17 protein-coding genes and 1 pseudogene are annotated in these 15,318 nt (G+C 34.1%); 15 read left to right on the top strand and 3 right to left on the bottom strand.

Annotated elements, in window-relative coordinates:
- The first annotated feature begins 30 nt into the window (after positions 1-30).
- From rsmA to BLR83_RS06610, 5 genes are all read left to right on the top strand, one after another.
- Positions 31-903 carry a 16S rRNA (adenine(1518)-N(6)/adenine(1519)-N(6))-dimethyltransferase RsmA gene (gene rsmA, locus BLR83_RS06630; protein ID WP_074560941.1) on the top strand — a complete coding sequence of 291 codons (873 nt, stop codon included), beginning with the start codon at positions 31-33 and terminating at the stop codon, positions 901-903.
- Between the two features lie 369 nt (positions 904-1,272).
- Entirely contained in the window at positions 1,273-1,455 is a 183-nt protein-coding gene (locus BLR83_RS06625) for a ComC/BlpC family leader-containing pheromone/bacteriocin (protein WP_074560940.1), read from the top strand.
- Positions 1,449-2,138: a CPBP family intramembrane glutamic endopeptidase gene (locus tag BLR83_RS06620; protein WP_074560939.1), complete on the top strand. Its 690-nt coding sequence runs from the start codon at positions 1,449-1,451 to the stop codon at positions 2,136-2,138. Before BLR83_RS06625 ends, BLR83_RS06620 begins: the two co-directional genes overlap by 7 nt.
- 32 nt (positions 2,139-2,170) lie before the next feature.
- Positions 2,171-2,845 (top strand): CPBP family intramembrane glutamic endopeptidase, encoded by a 675-nt coding sequence (locus BLR83_RS06615; RefSeq protein WP_074560938.1) that lies wholly within the window; start codon positions 2,171-2,173, stop codon positions 2,843-2,845.
- A gap of 339 nt (positions 2,846-3,184) precedes the next feature.
- Positions 3,185-3,364, top strand: coding sequence for a hypothetical protein (locus BLR83_RS06610; protein ID WP_074560937.1), 180 nt, complete (start codon positions 3,185-3,187; stop codon positions 3,362-3,364).
- A gap of 25 nt (positions 3,365-3,389) precedes the next feature.
- Here BLR83_RS06610 and BLR83_RS06605 read toward each other — a convergent pair whose 3' ends face one another.
- Both BLR83_RS06605 and BLR83_RS06600 read right to left on the bottom strand, forming a co-directional pair.
- Complete coding sequence (locus BLR83_RS06605; RefSeq protein WP_074560936.1) at positions 3,390-4,772, bottom strand: bacteriocin secretion accessory protein; 1,383 nt, start codon at positions 4,770-4,772, stop codon at positions 3,390-3,392.
- Between the two features lie 9 nt (positions 4,773-4,781).
- The gene (locus BLR83_RS06600) at positions 4,782-6,929 is read right to left on the bottom strand and encodes a peptide cleavage/export ABC transporter (RefSeq protein ID WP_074560935.1); all 2,148 of its coding nucleotides are present in this window, start codon (positions 6,927-6,929) and stop codon (positions 4,782-4,784) included.
- Between the two features lie 239 nt (positions 6,930-7,168).
- Here BLR83_RS06600 and BLR83_RS06595 point away from each other — a divergent pair, with 239 nt between their 5' ends.
- The 5 genes from BLR83_RS06595 (at position 7,169) to BLR83_RS06565 (ending at position 11,306) form a co-directional block, all read left to right on the top strand.
- Positions 7,169-7,333 carry a Blp family class II bacteriocin gene (locus BLR83_RS06595; RefSeq protein WP_074560934.1) on the top strand — a complete coding sequence of 55 codons (165 nt, stop codon included), beginning with the start codon at positions 7,169-7,171 and terminating at the stop codon, positions 7,331-7,333.
- Between the two features lie 40 nt (positions 7,334-7,373).
- Complete coding sequence (locus BLR83_RS06590) at positions 7,374-7,583, top strand: hypothetical protein (RefSeq protein ID WP_039696224.1); 210 nt, start codon at positions 7,374-7,376, stop codon at positions 7,581-7,583.
- Between the two features lie 259 nt (positions 7,584-7,842).
- Positions 7,843-8,457: a thioredoxin family protein gene (locus BLR83_RS06580; protein ID WP_074560933.1), complete on the top strand. Its 615-nt coding sequence runs from the start codon at positions 7,843-7,845 to the stop codon at positions 8,455-8,457.
- A 787-nt stretch (positions 8,458-9,244) separates the two neighbouring features.
- Positions 9,245-9,976, top strand: coding sequence for a response regulator transcription factor (locus BLR83_RS06570; protein WP_039696227.1), 732 nt, complete (start codon positions 9,245-9,247; stop codon positions 9,974-9,976).
- A gap of 4 nt (positions 9,977-9,980) precedes the next feature.
- Positions 9,981-11,306 carry a sensor histidine kinase gene (locus tag BLR83_RS06565; RefSeq protein WP_074560931.1) on the top strand — a complete coding sequence of 442 codons (1,326 nt, stop codon included), beginning with the start codon at positions 9,981-9,983 and terminating at the stop codon, positions 11,304-11,306.
- Positions 11,307-11,322: 16 nt separating this feature from the next.
- Here the strand turns inward: BLR83_RS06565 and BLR83_RS09920 are convergent, their stop codons facing one another.
- Positions 11,323-11,472: a hypothetical protein gene (locus tag BLR83_RS09920; protein WP_159427755.1), complete on the bottom strand. Its 150-nt coding sequence runs from the start codon at positions 11,470-11,472 to the stop codon at positions 11,323-11,325.
- A 313-nt stretch (positions 11,473-11,785) separates the two neighbouring features.
- Between BLR83_RS09920 and BLR83_RS06560 the strand changes: the two genes are divergently transcribed.
- The 5 genes and pseudogenes from BLR83_RS06560 to BLR83_RS09915 form a co-directional block, all read left to right on the top strand.
- Positions 11,786-13,096: a sensor histidine kinase gene (locus BLR83_RS06560; RefSeq protein WP_074560930.1), complete on the top strand. Its 1,311-nt coding sequence runs from the start codon at positions 11,786-11,788 to the stop codon at positions 13,094-13,096.
- A 244-nt stretch (positions 13,097-13,340) separates the two neighbouring features.
- Complete coding sequence (locus BLR83_RS06555; RefSeq protein WP_074560929.1) at positions 13,341-13,490, top strand: bacteriocin; 150 nt, start codon at positions 13,341-13,343, stop codon at positions 13,488-13,490.
- Positions 13,491-13,502: 12 nt separating this feature from the next.
- Complete coding sequence (locus tag BLR83_RS06550; RefSeq protein ID WP_074560928.1) at positions 13,503-13,808, top strand: bacteriocin immunity family protein; 306 nt, start codon at positions 13,503-13,505, stop codon at positions 13,806-13,808.
- Between the two features lie 27 nt (positions 13,809-13,835).
- Entirely contained in the window at positions 13,836-14,129 is a 294-nt protein-coding gene (locus BLR83_RS06545) for a bacteriocin immunity protein (RefSeq protein ID WP_074560927.1), read from the top strand.
- 356 nt (positions 14,130-14,485) lie between these two features.
- Positions 14,486-15,318 (top strand): annotated as a pseudogene (locus BLR83_RS09915) (hypothetical protein); the annotation flags it as partial.

Here is a 15,318-nt window from a genome sequence, read left to right as displayed (position 1 = left end):
TAACTTGTGGATAAGGTAGTTAAATAAATTATGAGAATTGCTGATTACAGTGTGACGCGTGCTGTCCTTGAGCGTCATGGATTTACTTTTAAAAAATCATTTGGACAGAACTTTTTGACAGACACTAACATCCTACAAAAAATTGTGGATACTGCTGAGATTGATAAGAATGTCAACGTTATCGAAATTGGTCCTGGTATCGGTGCTTTGACAGAATTTTTGGCTGAAAATGCTGCTGAAGTTATGGCATTTGAAATTGACGACCGTTTGATTCCGATTTTGGCTGATACGCTCCGCGATTTTGACAATGTCAAAGTCATCAATGAAGATATCTTGAAATCAGACCTTCAAAGCCGTATCAAAGAATTTGCTAACCCAGACCTTCCAATCAAGGTTGTGGCAAACCTTCCTTACTACATCACAACACCAATCTTGATGCACTTGATTGAATCAAAAATTCCATTTGCAGAATTTGTCGTGATGATGCAAAAAGAAGTGGCGGACCGTATTTCAGCAGAACCAAATACCAAAGCTTACGGCTCACTATCAATTGCGGTGCAATACTACATGACAGCAAAAGTTGCTTTCATCGTGCCTCGTACAGTCTTTGTACCAGCGCCTAACGTTGATTCAGCCATCTTGAAAATGACACGTCGTGAACAACCACTTGTTCAAGTTAAAGACGAAGATTTCTTCTTCCGCATTGCTAAAATTAGTTTTGTTCACCGTCGCAAAACCCTTTGGAATAACTTGACAAGCCACTTCGGAAAAGCAGAAGAAACAAAAGCTAAACTTGAAAAAGCCCTTGAAATGGCAGAAATCAAACCATCAATTCGTGGTGAAGCTTTATCAATTGCAGCCTTTGCAAAATTAGCTGACGCCTTGAAAGAAGTCGGTTTATAATAAAAAAACAACTCGAAAGAGTTGTTTTTTTTATGCTTAAAATAGCTGATGAGCTAAACTTGTCACCACTGTTGAAAAGTCATGCCAAGGCTGTGACATCACTAATTTATAAAATATAATCAAACTCATTGTTAATCTCCTAAAAATTTCAGTTACCAATATCGCTCTTATTATGCCATAAAATGTGTAGCTGTGAACGCTCAAGTCATAAACGGTTAATATTCAGTCGCAAACGGTAAAGATTATTGAAAAGTTTACCGTTTACGATGAAAAAACAACTGTTTACGACATAGACGGTTGTTGTGCGAAAATTCTGATAAAATAAAATTTATCAATCGCGATGACAAAAACAATTTAGGAGATATTAAAATGAACAAAAAAACGATTGAACAATTTGCCCCAATGACAGCTGAAGCCCTTGCGCGTGTTGAAGGCGGAAATCAAGTCTTTGCTGGAGGCGGGGGAAAATTCACCCCTGATCAACCTTGGTGGACAAAAGTTGATTGGTGCTCAATCGCAAGTGGCGTTAATGGGGGAATGATTGTGTGTTAAATCATCTTTTAGATGATTATAGAGGAAAGCGAGTTTTATTATTGGCTTTTCCTTTTATTTTTTATGTTATCTTTTTTAACCTTTTGCCAGTCTTATTAAGACAAGTATTTATAAAATATGCTACCGATGATTTTCACAAACTGATTTTTTTGTGTAGCTATTTTACTTTTGTATTTTTGTTGATGGTATCTTATTTGCTTAAGCAAGAGGGGAAAAAGTTTTTTAAAGTAAGTTTCAAGCGTCATTATATTGTGATAATTATTTTATTGTCTTTGGGAAACATTGTTCTTTCTGCTGTGCTTGCTTATTACTTGCCGTTGCCAATGAACCAGCAATTACTGAATAATAGCAGGTTAGGTGCATCAGAGAGTAGTCTATTTGTGAAGCTTTTGTGGGGAGGCGTGATTACTCTTATAAATGAAGAACTATTTTATCGCGGTATTTTGATGACAACTTATTTTAATAAATCACGTTACTACCTGGATATTTTAGTATCTACTATTTGTTTTGCGTCTGTCCATGTTATCTGGTCAGCGTGGTCGTGGTTAGATTTTGTTCAATATATTCCTGCGGGACTTTCTTTAGGTGTGACTTTTAGGTGGACAAAATCAATTTATTATCCCATATTACTGCATGCTTTGGTAAATTATCTTCCAAGAATTATTTTGGCTTTACTAAATTAAATGTAAAATTTAATTTCTAAAAAGGAGTATTTATGATAGAAAAAGTAAAGAACTCACTTGCTCCAAAACTGTTAGCAATATTTTTTATTTATTATCATCTATTTGGGTTGAAGTTTGTAATGTTTACTATTTTAGAGCGACTTGATTTATCATTAACGGAATATCATTACCCTGTTCTTAATATTTTTACCATCCTATTTGTTATTGTACTGGTGATATACCTAAGACGAAGAAGACCAGAAATATTTCAAATAAGGCCGCTAAAACCTTTAGACTATTTACTAACCCTACTTGCTTTTGGGGTGATATACGCTTACTTCAGTAATCTTTTATTTGTTGGTGGAGATATAAAAAATGATTTATTATTTTTCCGTGATTCCCCATTGGCGTTTTTGGTCGCATTACAACCCTTTATTATCGGACCAATCCTAGAAGAGTTAGTTTATCGTGGTGTTTTGATGACTAACTTTTTTGAGAAATCAAAATTTTACCTAGATTGCTTACTATCTGCTGTAATGTTCTCAGTAGCTCATCTATCTTCTTATGGTTTGAGTTTAGAGGTATTTAAAAACTATGCTTTTCTTGGTTTCATTTTAGCGATTCTTTTTAGAAAAACACGCTCAATCTATCCATCAATTCTTGTTCATATGGCATGGAATATTTATCTTAGTTGGCATCTGATTACATTTATTTTCTTTGAAAGGTAGTAAAAATCATGAAAAAATTACCGTTTACGACGAAAAAACGACCGTTTACGACATAGACGGTTATTTTGCAAAATTTCTGCTACAATTAAATATGTCAGTCACATGACACGTCATTTCCAGGAGATTTAAATGACATAAGGACTTTAGTCGCAGTGTTACTAAGAAGTGTTGTTGCAATGTAAAAAGGGAATCTTAGGCACTTGCGAGATATTATGGGAGAAACCTATCTTTGAAAATTCATCGTTTTCAAGATGATATTAGAGGAAAGTAAGTTAGGATGCTTACTTCCCTTTTCTTTTTACACTTAAAAAAGAAAATTAAGGACAATGGGAGGATTTTATGAAAAACTCGCAGCAAAAATTTAGCTGGCTAGTAGCAGTAAGTGCTGTTTCAGTGATTTGGATAAAAAATTTTATACTAGAGTCGAACGATTTATCGGAAAAACTTGTCTATACAGGAATTTATCTTCTTTATTTAGTCTTAGTTTTTGTTAAAGTGTTCAAACCAAGAAAAAAATAAAACCAGCCAATTTGGCTGGTTATTCTTATTGAAAATCTTTTAAGAGTTTGTCTTTGTAGTAGTTAAAGAAGGATTTTTTGCCGATAACACTGATAGTTTTGCCTTGTAAGCCATATTTTAGCTTAGAGCTGTCTTTTTCAGTAACCTCTGCAGTTGCTGTGACTTTAAAGAAATTTCCGTTTTTTGTTTGGGTAGCAGAGCTAGCAATTTTACTAATTTTTCCGCTAACGACGATGGCGTGATTGCTAATCTTTTCAAGAGTCAGACGCACTTGCTGTCCTTTTTTCAGTTGGCTAACATGAGTTGAATCAACGTAGTATGAAATGGCAACTTTTTTGGTTTTAACAATATCAGGATAAATTTCTGCAATTTGGCTTCCTTGAGGAAGAAGAGTTTTCCCTTCAAATTCATCAGAAACATGTAAAATCCCATTTTCTTTAGCTTTTAGGATAGTATCAGATTTTGACAGGCTTGTTTGATCAAGCTGCGCTTGTAAGCTTTCTTTTTCCTGAGTTACTTGAGCTAGCTGTGTTTCAGCTTGGGTCAGTTCTTGCTGGCGCAGACTTTCAATTTGGCTAGCTGCACTGGTGTCGTAACTGCCAGTTGAGTAATTTGAAGCAGCTTGCGTTTGTAGGCTTGAAATGGAAGAATTAATGCTATCAATTTGCCCTTGGAGGTCAGCTATAAACTGATTTTTAAGGCTTTCTTTGCTACTAGTAGCAGCATCGCTAGGAAGAGCTTGGAGTTGGTTTAAATAGCTATTAAGAGTAGCTGTGTACGGATTACCACCAGAAACACTTGTTTGATTGTTTTGAATGGCATCTTTGACTTCTATGTATTGGCTAGCTTGTGTTTGAAGTTCACTGATTTGTTTGTTAACCGCAGCGTTAGCTCGATTGACCCCTGCTTCTTGTTTGGCAACCGAATCATTAGCCTGAGAAACTTGAGCCGTAATGGTTTTACTTTGGCTAAGAAAACGATCGATAGTTGCAGCACAGCCAAATTCATCATCACCTGAAAAAAGATTTTTATTCTGATTGAGGCTGTCTTTTAGTGTGTTTAGGGCATTTTGCTGACGCTCATCTCGCTCGATTTGGGTCCGAATAGCTTTAATTTGACTTTCTTCTAATTTATCCGAGTACTGGATAAGCAAATCTCCTTTTTTAACCGTTTTGTTTTCGCTCAGGTGATTAACAAGAACGGTGTTATTGCTAGTAGATTGCACGACATCGATAATTTTTGTAGGACGAAGGCTACCAACAGAAGTGACAGTGATTTCTTTTTTTCCAATGAGAGAAAATAGCAATAAAAAAAGCACGAAAGCTGTCATTGGAAGAACCAAGAGTGTCGCAAAATTATGGTAACGTCTGTGGTAGAATTCAGCCGATTGAAATAATTTAGGGTTCATGATTCCTCCTTATTCTTGAAATAGCTGAGCGTAAAAGCCAGGATTTTGCATGAGTTGCTCGTGATGACCTTGTTCGATAATTTGTCCTTTATCTAGGACGATGACACGGTCAGTTTGTTTGGCAATGCTTAAACGGTGAGCAACAAAGATAATGGTTTTGTCTTTTAAAGCTAACAAATTGTGGATAACACGTTTTTCGGTCAGCACATCAAGACCACTTGTCGCTTCATCTAAGATTAAGACAGGTGACTTAGTCAGAAGAGCTCTGGCAATAGCTAATCGCTGTTTTTGACCGCCAGATAAACCAGCCCCATCTGATAACTCAGTGTGGTAAGCCATTGGCATAGCTTCAATGTCAGCACGAATTTCAGCAATTTCACAAGCCTTGATAATGTCTTCTTGAGTAATCGCATCAGAAGCACCTAAAGTGAGATTATCAAGGATACTTCCAGAAAAGACGTAAGATTGTTGTGGAAGGTAGTTGATGTGTTGACGAAGAACTTTTTTATCGATAGTTTTATAGTCGTAGCCTCCCAAGGTGATTTGACCTTGATTTGGACTATAAAAGTTTACCATCATCTTAGCCAAAGTCGTTTTCCCAGAACCACTGACGCCGACGAGACTAACTTTTTCACCTTCCTTGATACGAAGTTTAATGTGACTAAGAGTATCGCGTCCAAAGCCGTATTTATAAGAAACATCATCAAAGACAAGATCACCTTTGAGAAACTCTTGATTATCGATCACTTGTTTGTTATCAAATTCAGAAGATACCAGATAAACTTCGTTAAGACGCTTGTTAGCCACTTTCGCCGACTGTAACTTAGTTTGCAAGTTAATAATATTTTCCATTGGTTTTGTGAAGTAAGATAAAAGGGTGTTGTAGGTAATCAACTGCCCAACAGAAATCTTCCCTGTCATAACGAGACGTGAACCGTACCAGAGAATAGCCACGTTTAAAATCAGCTGCGCCCCTTGCTTAAGTGAGGCTTGCATCGCTTCGTATTTATTAAGCGTGAAACTTTTATCCAAGTATTCCACGAATTCGCTATCGATATTGCGATAACGTGTTTCCTCGCTAGTTAGTGATTTAATGGTTTCAATCCCGTTGATATCTTCAATAATGGCAGAGCTGACCATAGAATTGGCTTGCATGACGTCATGATTCATTCGCTCAAAAGGCTTCATAAAAGCAAAGATAATGATGGCATAAACAGGCAAAGCAATTAAGGTTATCAAGAAGAGCTTAGCATTTTGCAAAATCAAAACACTGCCAACGATGAAAAGAATACTCACATCGAGAAAAAGCGATAAGATTGTTGAAGCAAGAGCATCGATGATAGAGTTAGCGTCGGTAAAGCGGGAAATCACTTCCCCAGTTCGCCTTGTCGCAAAAAAGGACATAGGCAATTCAAAAATATGACGAATATAAGATAAAATGACATCAATCGTCAAACGTTGACTGAGCACAACTAACAAATACTGTTGTGAAAAGCTCATAATCTGTTGCATGATGTAAGTCACGACCAAGCCGATTGAGACAATTCCAAGGGTGGATTGCAGTTGATTGGGAATATAGTCGTCCAAGATTCCTTGAAGATAATAAGAGCCGACAATATTAATCAAGGTTACAAGTAGGCTGGCAAGGATTATATATGTTAGTAGTGCTTTTTGCTTAAAAATAATCGGTAAGAAACTCATCAAGCCATTTTTCTTATCCTTATGTGGTTTATAGCTAGCTGCAGGAGCTAGGAAGATTGTAACCCCTGTCCATTCTTTGGCAAAATCAGCTTTAGCCATTTTTGTGACTCCCACACTTGGGTCAGGATCACCGATGATTAGATAATCTTTTTTAGCCTTATAGATGACATAATAGTGTTGCAGTTTTCCTTGCTTATTCACATGGACAATGCAAGGATACGGGATATCATCCATCTCAAAAAGTGCCATATCAGCTTTTACAGCGCGCGTTTCAAAGCCAATCTTTTTGGCTGCCTCGACGATTCCAAGAGCAGTTGTTCCTTCTTTATTAGTCTTAGCCAGTTCCCTCAAGTGAGCAAGCGAAAAGTGTGAGCCATAGTGTTTAGCGACTGATGCCAAAGCAGCTACCCCACAATCTCGCATATCAATCTGACTAACGTATTTGTATCTCCTCATAAAACCATTCCTTCTAAAACAGAGTCAAAAAATATTATGCCACAAAAAGCTAGCTTGTAACACCCCAAGTCATAAACGGTCGTTTTTTCGTCGTAAAAGGTCATTTGCTTATATTGATTTTACCGTTTGCGATTGAATATTAACCGTTTACGACATTTACATTCACAAATAAAATTCTATGCTAAACTAAGAATTGTCAGTTGCAACGACAAAATAAAAAGGAAAATGGAGAAGAAAACATGAAAAATTTGGAACAATTTGAAGCATTGACATCAGCAGAACTTTCAACTGTTGAAGGTGGGAGTGCAGAGGTTGTTGGTATTGTGTTAGGTGCTGCTTGGGCAATTTATTCATTTGGCGAAGCTGCTGGTAGAACAGCCTATTATGTGACACATTCAAAGTAGCTTTAATAAGTTTGGATACTATATTATTGGGAGGATAAAAATGGAAAAAGGTGTTATTTATGAAGGTTCGTCATTTAAAAATTTAAATGAAGTTGATTTATGTGAGATATCTGGTGGTGGTATTGACCCTGTTCTTGTTGCTGGAGCTTGTATGATTGGAGTTGCAGGTGCTGGTCCTTTAGGTTGTGCTGGAGTGGCAGTATTCACTTGGGGATTCTATAATGGGTACGAAGGAGCTAAAAGAGGTTAATTCTATGAAGTCTGATATTTACAAAAATATTTTAATTAGTATGCTTGTGTTGGTACTTATTGGAATTGTCATGATGCTAATTGATTATTTTGTATACGGTAAGAGCTTTTGGAATTCAACAACTTGTAAATTAATTTTTGCTGGACTATTTGTTTATTATTTATACAGATTTTATTTAAAAAAATGATAGTCAATTTTAGAGTTATTATTTTCACGGCTGATAGATCAAACTATCGGCTGTTTTTTGAAGGGAGATTTTATGAAAAAGAATGTTTTGAAAACAACAATTTTGTTATCGGCAGCGGTTTTATCAATGGCTACCGTTTCTGGTTTTGCTGATGATGAGCTTGTGTCTGCAACTGAAGTGACAGAAGTTGTGGATAATACTGTGGAAAATTCAGCTGATCAGGCAAGTGATGTTCAAGAGACACAAACGAGTGCGACTAATTTAGAAACATCAGATGAGGCAGAAGAAGCTGAAGTCACTATTCCTCAATATGAAGAAAATGTTGCTGACTTTAACCAAGTTCCAATGACTGATGTTTATTCTATGTTTACAGAAGATGGCAAAGAGCACGTGATTTATTTTGGTAGACCAACTTGCTATTATTGTCGCCAGTTTTCATCAGAGTTAAAAGACTTCAACACTCTTATGAATAATCGTTTAGAATATTACAATACTGATAGTCAGGATTTTGATGAGGCAGCAGCGAATTTTCTGTTTAGAACAGTTGGCATCCCTGGAACGCCGACTATTATTCGCTTACAAAATGGTCAAATCGTGAGTGCCTGGGTTGGTGGGGGAATTTTTGGTCAAGAACTTTATGATTATCTTTTTACTGGAAAAATTCCAGCGATTATGGCAGAAGAATAATTTAAAAGAGTTAAGAAAAAATTTCTATTCTTCTAAGTTTGTTAGTAGTGATTCTCATATCTTAAAATGCCAGATTGTTTTATCTTATTTACCGTTCGCGACTGAATTTTAACCGTTTATGACATTAACGTTTATCAATTAAAATTTATGCTAAACTAAGAATTGTCAGTTGTAACGACAAAATAAAAAGAAAATTAGAAAGAAAACATGACAAATTGGAGAACTGTTCTAAAAAATATACTGTTTTTAGCATTGGGAGTGAAGGCAGTATTATCGATGGATGGTATGTTAGTAAAAGGAGTTCTCGTTTTTTTCACAATGTTTATATTGTATGATATTAATAAAGTAAATTAGTTTTTATGTGTTATTCTATTTTTATTATTTTATATTGTGTTATTTTGGCAATAATTGCTATTGATGGCTTTAGTATCAAGAAGAGTAGAAAAACGTCTACTTATGTTTGTTTTTTGATTTTTTATTCTTTAACTCAAAAAGAAGGTACTACTACTCCATTGTCAATAGTTTGTTTACTTGTTTTGATGTTGATCTATTATGAAAATAGGGATATCAACTGATAACAATTTAATTGAAGTAATTTATTAGGTATTACTATTATGATAGGTGAAGCTGATAGTTTATTCTGTCAGCTTTTTTAGTTATAAATGCCGTTTACGACGAAAAATTAACTGTTTACGACATAGGTGTTTTTTTTCCTAAAATTTCCTTTATAATAGAAAATGTTAGTCTTTAAGATAATCAAAAGAATAGTTTAGGTAGGGAGAGGTTTATGTTAGATATTTTTATCCTTGAGGATAATATCACGCAACAATTTCGAATCGAACGTCAGATTGAGACAATTATGGAAAGGAACCACTGGGAGTATCAGCGTTTAGAGGCTTTTGCGGCATCTAAGGATATTATAAAAAAGGCAGATGGGCAGGGAAATCACCAGGTTTTCTTTCTTGATTTAGAAATCAAAGGGGATGAAAAGCAAGGCTTAGATGTTGCTAGATCTATTCGTGAAAAAGATCCGACAGCCATTATCGTCTTTGTGACAACCCATTCTGAGTTTATGCTTCTAACTTATCAATCACTAGTTGGTGCGATTGATTTTATTGATAAAAATATGAATGATGAAGCTTTTGGAGGGCGCATTGAATTGTGCTTGAAAGAGGCGTTGAAATATCAAACTGGTAGTTTTGGTGAGAATTCTTACCTGTTTGAAACAGCAAAAGCAAGAATCCGCGTGGCTTATGATGATATTTTATATTTTGAAACATCGCCAACCGTGCACCGTGTGATTTTACACACTAAAACAGGTCAAACAGAGTTTTATGGCACAATTGCTGAGGTAGCCAAATCAGATAAACGTTTGTTGAAATGTCACCGCTCATTTGTGATTAATGTTAATAATGTCACTGAATTTGATAAAAGCACCCGAACAGCTTATTTCGAAAACGGCTCTTACTGCCAAGTCTCAAGAGACAAAGTCAAAAAACTGATGGCAGAAATGAGGTGATGGGATGATAAAAGCAATTTTAATTTTTTATGCTTCACAACTTACTTATTATCCTGTTATCATGACAATTTTTGCGAATGTAAGAGGAGAAAAACTAAACTTACGGGAAATTATAACAATATCATTGTCATTTTTTGTTATTGATATTACACCGTTTCCTACCATTATAGGGAGAATCCTAATATTATTTTTAATATCTTATTTTAGTAGAAAAGATTTGCCGCTATCTTTGCATATGTTTAATGGTAGTTTCCCGTGGGTTATTGATAGCATTATTATTAGGACTATTGGTTTTTGTATTCTTCCAATCTTTGGGTTAGATTATATTGACGTAAGTAAAAATAATCTATTGTATGTTATTGTACAATTTTCTGTATTATTGGTTTATCTTTTAATTATCAAAATATCAAAAATCAATTTTCAAACTTTTGTTGAGATTAGTGAAATTAAATCATTGCGTAAAAAGATGTTTTTTACAGATGTGACGATGATTTTTTACTATGTGGTGATTGAAACTTTAACTGCAGTAGAATTTCTGGGAAATTTTTCAACATTGATCTATCGACAATGGCTAGTAGTCATTTACTTTGCTTTCTTTATCTTAATGTTATTTTATATGAATCATTCTTACCAAAATAGACTTGAAAAAGAGATTGCTAGTGCTCGTGAGCAAGAATTAAGATATTTATCAGCTTATAGTAAGAAAGTTGAGGGGCTATATGAGGAGTTACGCGCCTTTCGTCATGATTATGCGAATATCTTGGTCAGCTTAAAAGAGGGAATTGATCAAGATGATATGGGGCTGGTTCGAAAAATCTACGATTCTGTCCTGGAGGATTCGGCAGATTTTATTCGAAATAGCAAATTTAATATTGGGCGCCTGGCTAATCTTGAGGACGATGCTATAAAGAGTCTCTTATCAGCTAAATTTTTAGAAGCAGAAGCCAATCATATTGAAGTAAATTTAGAGGTTAAAGACAGGATTGGAGTACCCGATATTCCGCTACTAGATTATATTCGTTTGTTGGCTATTTTGTGTGATAATGCCATTGAAGCAGCACTTGAAGCAGAAAATCCAGCTATCACGATTGCTTGTTTTTATCAAGATGGTGACTATGTGCTAATTGTAGATAATACAACTAAGGAAGAAAGTGTCCCAGTTAATTTGATTTATCAAAAAAATTATTCAAGCAAAGGACATGGTCGGGGTATTGGTCTTACAACAATCCATCAGATGATGCGAAAATATCCAAATCTCTCTGTTCAAACAAATAGTAAAAATTACCATTTTAGCCAAACTATTCGTATTAAAAAAGCATTCGACTTTTAGTCGAATGCTTTTTGGATTACATGTGATTTTTAGTTTTATTAAAAACTTTAAACCAATCAACAACACCAGTAAGTAGAGGAATATTATCTCCTCCAACTGTCTTCTCCAAATCAGAATCAGTCAATTCTTTGACTGATTCTAACTCTGACATTTTCCATTCTGTCATAACTGTTTTACCTCCAGTCGAAGATTATTTTATCAGAAAAATGCTTTAATAGCTTCTTGATGTCCTAAGAGGTTAAAAAACATTCCTGAAATGTCGATTTTTTGTGTATATTGAAAAATATCAGTTTATGATTAAGGTGTTTTTTTATACAATTTCTTTTATAATAGAGATTGTTGATTTTTAGATAATCAAGAGAATAGTTTAGGTAGGGAGAGATTTATGGTAGGTATATTTATTCTTGAGAAGAATCCCACACAAGGATTTCGTGTAGAACATCACTTTGAAATGATTTTGAGCGAAATGAGGTGATGGGATGCTGGATTATTTAATTTTATGTTTAACGGTTTATCCGATAATTTTATATATTTATTCGAATGTTAGAGGAGAGAGATTAAACTATGTAGAAAAAATCATAGCTGTTGTCACTTTTGTGGTTGTTGCATATTCTTGGTTCTATTTTATTGTTGGAAATTTTATCGTCCTTATTTTATTATCTTATTTCAAAAATAGGGAATTACCAGTGTCTCTACATGTTTTCTATGGGGTATTTCCATGGCTTGTTGAAGGTGTCTTTAGACGATTGACAGCTTTCTTCTTTTTGCCTATTATAGGTTTAAATTATATAGATATTGATCGTAATAATTTTGTTTTTGTAACCGTTGAGTTAGTATCGCTAATTATTTATATTGGACTTGTAAAAATGTCTAAATTCAATTTTCAAGCTTTTATTGAAATGGTTAGTGTCAGAAAGTTAAAAGTATTTTTAATAATCACTGATATAAGTATGGTACTTTTTTATGTGGCTATGGAATTTTTAACTGGTATGGAGTTCCAAGGTGGAGTATCGACACTATACTATAGAGAATGGCTAGTAGTCATTTACTTTGCTTTCTTTATCTTAATGCTATTTTACATGAACCGTTCTTATCAAAATAGACTTGAAAAAGAGATTGCTAATGCTCGTGAGCAAGAATTAAGATATTTATCAGCTTATAGTAAGAAAGTTGAGGGACTATACGAGGAGTTACGTGCCTTTCGTCATGATTATGCGAATATCTTAGTTAGCTTGAAAGAGGGAATTGATCGAAAAGATATCGGAATGATTCAGAAAGTCTATGAATCCGTTCTGGAGGACTTGTCTGATTTCATTCAAAGTAGCAAATTTAACATTGGACGTCTGGCTAATATTGAGGACGATGCCATAAAAAGTCTTTTATCAGCTAAATTTTTAGAAGCTGAGGCCAATCATATTGAAGTTGATTTGGAAGTAAAGGAAAAAATTGGGGCGCCTGATATTCCACTGTTAGATTACATTCGTTTATTGGCTATTTTGTGTGATAATGCTATTGAAGCAGCGCTTGAAGCAGAAAATCCAGCTATTACGATTGCATGTTTTTATCAAGATGATGACTATGTGTTAATTGTGGATAATACGACTAAAGAGGAGCAGGTTCCTATTGATTTGATTTATCAAAAAGATTATTCAAGTAAAGGTTACGGCCGTGGTATTGGGCTAACCACGATTCATCAGATGATGCGAAAATATCCAAATCTTACGGTTGAAACGGATAGTGTAGCTCATCATTTCTGTCAGACGATACGTATTAAAAATACGCTAAACTAGAGATTGTAATAATGAGAAGACTGAATCTTACGGGATTCGGTCTTTTTGTTTTATGATGAGTAAATTTCCTGAAACGATGATTTTTACCGTTTACGACGAAAAAACGACTGTTTGCGACTTGCTCCGTTTTAGTGACGAAAAAAGGGTATAATATAGCTGAGAAATGAAAAAGAAAATCAGAGCGACATCTAGCTTGGTAATAAGTAGATTTTTGGCCCTGCATTAAAACTAGAAAGAATGAGATATGCTTAAGACGTTATTTTCAAAATACAAAATTACAATTACGGTCATTGGATTTGCTTTATTAATCATCGCTTATCCTGTCATTTTTGAACATGTCTATTCAACTGGGCGATATTTTGGCCGTAGTCTAGTAAATGCTTTAATGCCATAGGAGGAAATTTTTATGGGAAAATTAGTCAAGGAAGATTTGTTAAATGACGTTTATAACCTTGTTTTATCTATTGATATCAAAGAAGAAGAGCGTCAAGTTTTACTGAAGTTTAAAAATGCTGTCGAAAATGGCAAAGATTTTGACAAAGCTGTTGTGAGCCTTGCATCTGATTTACGCCAGATTGGCATTGCAAATGTTGCTAAAAAAGAAAAAATGTCTTCAAGTGTCAACGACTTTTACAAAAAAATCTCTAGTTATGGATTGTTTGAAGGAAATCTTGCGCGTGGATTAGCTGCAACTGGGGTTATTTTTCATTGAGATTAAGTGGGAAAAGGAGAATTTTAGATGGCAAAATTAAAATGGTTTTCAGGTGGAAAAGAAAGAAGAGAGGAAGCTATTTCCATTATTGAGGAGTTGCTTCTGGATTTACAAGCAAATGATTCTGCTGCAAGTGTGAAAAAGACATTGACACATTATCTTAATGAATTTAAAACAAACGGAACATCATTTCCTTTTCTTATGAATCGCATGAGTTTAGAATTAACAGATACCGTTTTACACAGCAATGTCCACTTCACTCCTGAACAATCTGAAAAATTAAAAGAACTTAGAAAATTAATGGAGATTAGAATCTTCTAGTTAACATCGAATAATACAAACAAAAAAGGCTTCACAGCCTTTTTATTTTTTATAAAAATAAGTATATCCAATATTCTTCCAACATGATACAATTAAAAAAGTCACAATTTTTAAGATTAAAATCTTTAGATAGTAAATAATAAATGAGAATAGGGAGAAGTAAGTGAGCATTTCAGCCGAATGTCTAGCCTTTTTAGCAAACTTGTTGAGTCTAATAATATTTGGAATTCTATTTCAAGAAATCACCAAAAATAAATTGAGTGTGATATATGGTTATGTAAATTATCGTTTAAAACAGTCTGCTTGTATTACACATTTACACAAGTTGTTAGAATTTATGAAGAAGGAAGGTCAAAATGTTGGGTAATTTAACGCTATTTTTTGCTTTTATTGTTAATTTTATAAGTTTTGTTTTATTAGGATTATTATTTCAACAAATTACTAAATATAAATTATCTTTAAAAGAATGGATTTTCTTTTTATTTGAGGTTGAAGTCTTATTACCGATAGTGAATGGTATTTTTCTCAGTACACTAAATTTAAATCCTTATCTGGTTAAAGAAGTTACTATTTATTTAGTTGTATTATATCTTATTGTTATTTCTTATAAGCGTGATCCTAAAATAGAATTTAGATACCATTTCTTTTACGGCTTATATCCTATTGCATTTTATATTGTTTTGCATAATTCTTTCTTCATTATTTGCCAATCTATTTTTTCAATAAAGATAAACCCTACAAATCCATCATTGGTGGTCGTATTATCGGGAGCTGAACCATTTATTGTGTATTATCTGGTTTCACGATGGTTAAATATTGATATTTCAAATGTAAGTCAAAGTTTAAAAAAACACATCGAGCCAAAAATTTTTAATATTATTAATATCTTGATGGTCTCTTATTTTTTATTCATGGATGCCATTGCTATTGTAAAACCTTTTCATAATGCTGATAACGATGTAATAAGGGGAATTGTTGCTTTCATTTATCTCATCCTTCTTTTTGTCTTCCTCTTTTACCTCAATTTTCGTCATGGGCAGGAGCAGAAAAATGAATTGCTTCGCAATCAGGAGATGGAGCTTGTGGCACTTGAAAATTATAGCAAGCACGTGGAAAGTTTGTATCAGGAAGTTCGCAGTTTTAGGCATGATTACGCCAATGTTTTGATGAGCTTAAAAATGGGGATTGA

This window comes from Streptococcus equinus, assembly GCF_900101445.1.
In the GTDB taxonomy this organism is placed as follows: domain Bacteria; phylum Bacillota; class Bacilli; order Lactobacillales; family Streptococcaceae; genus Streptococcus; species Streptococcus equinus_B.
Note: the sequence above shows the minus strand (reverse complement) of the source record. Positions and strands in the feature narration are given on the sequence as shown.

Excerpts from the sequence above, each read along its gene's own strand:
- rsmA (WP_074560941.1), top strand. The coding sequence starts at position 31 with ATGAGAATTGCTGATTACAGTGTGACGCGTGCTGTCCTTGAGCGTCAT.
- BLR83_RS06625 (WP_074560940.1), top strand. The coding sequence starts at position 1,273 with ATGAACAAAAAAACGATTGAACAATTTGCCCCAATGACAGCTGAAGCC.
- BLR83_RS06615 (WP_074560938.1), top strand. The coding sequence starts at position 2,171 with ATGATAGAAAAAGTAAAGAACTCACTTGCTCCAAAACTGTTAGCAATA.
- BLR83_RS06610 (WP_074560937.1), top strand. The coding sequence starts at position 3,185 with ATGAAAAACTCGCAGCAAAAATTTAGCTGGCTAGTAGCAGTAAGTGCT.
- BLR83_RS06605 (WP_074560936.1), bottom strand. The coding sequence starts at position 4,772 with ATGAACCCTAAATTATTTCAATCGGCTGAATTCTACCACAGACGTTAC.
- BLR83_RS06600 (WP_074560935.1), bottom strand. The coding sequence starts at position 6,929 with ATGAGGAGATACAAATACGTTAGTCAGATTGATATGCGAGATTGTGGG.
- BLR83_RS06595 (WP_074560934.1), top strand. The coding sequence starts at position 7,169 with ATGAAAAATTTGGAACAATTTGAAGCATTGACATCAGCAGAACTTTCA.
- BLR83_RS06590 (WP_039696224.1), top strand. The coding sequence starts at position 7,374 with ATGGAAAAAGGTGTTATTTATGAAGGTTCGTCATTTAAAAATTTAAAT.
- BLR83_RS06580 (WP_074560933.1), top strand. The coding sequence starts at position 7,843 with ATGAAAAAGAATGTTTTGAAAACAACAATTTTGTTATCGGCAGCGGTT.
- BLR83_RS06570 (WP_039696227.1), top strand. The coding sequence starts at position 9,245 with ATGTTAGATATTTTTATCCTTGAGGATAATATCACGCAACAATTTCGA.
- BLR83_RS06565 (WP_074560931.1), top strand. The coding sequence starts at position 9,981 with ATGATAAAAGCAATTTTAATTTTTTATGCTTCACAACTTACTTATTAT.
- BLR83_RS09920 (WP_159427755.1), bottom strand. The coding sequence starts at position 11,472 with ATGACAGAATGGAAAATGTCAGAGTTAGAATCAGTCAAAGAATTGACT.
- BLR83_RS06560 (WP_074560930.1), top strand. The coding sequence starts at position 11,786 with ATGCTGGATTATTTAATTTTATGTTTAACGGTTTATCCGATAATTTTA.
- BLR83_RS06555 (WP_074560929.1), top strand. The coding sequence starts at position 13,341 with ATGCTTAAGACGTTATTTTCAAAATACAAAATTACAATTACGGTCATT.
- BLR83_RS06550 (WP_074560928.1), top strand. The coding sequence starts at position 13,503 with ATGGGAAAATTAGTCAAGGAAGATTTGTTAAATGACGTTTATAACCTT.
- BLR83_RS06545 (WP_074560927.1), top strand. The coding sequence starts at position 13,836 with ATGGCAAAATTAAAATGGTTTTCAGGTGGAAAAGAAAGAAGAGAGGAA.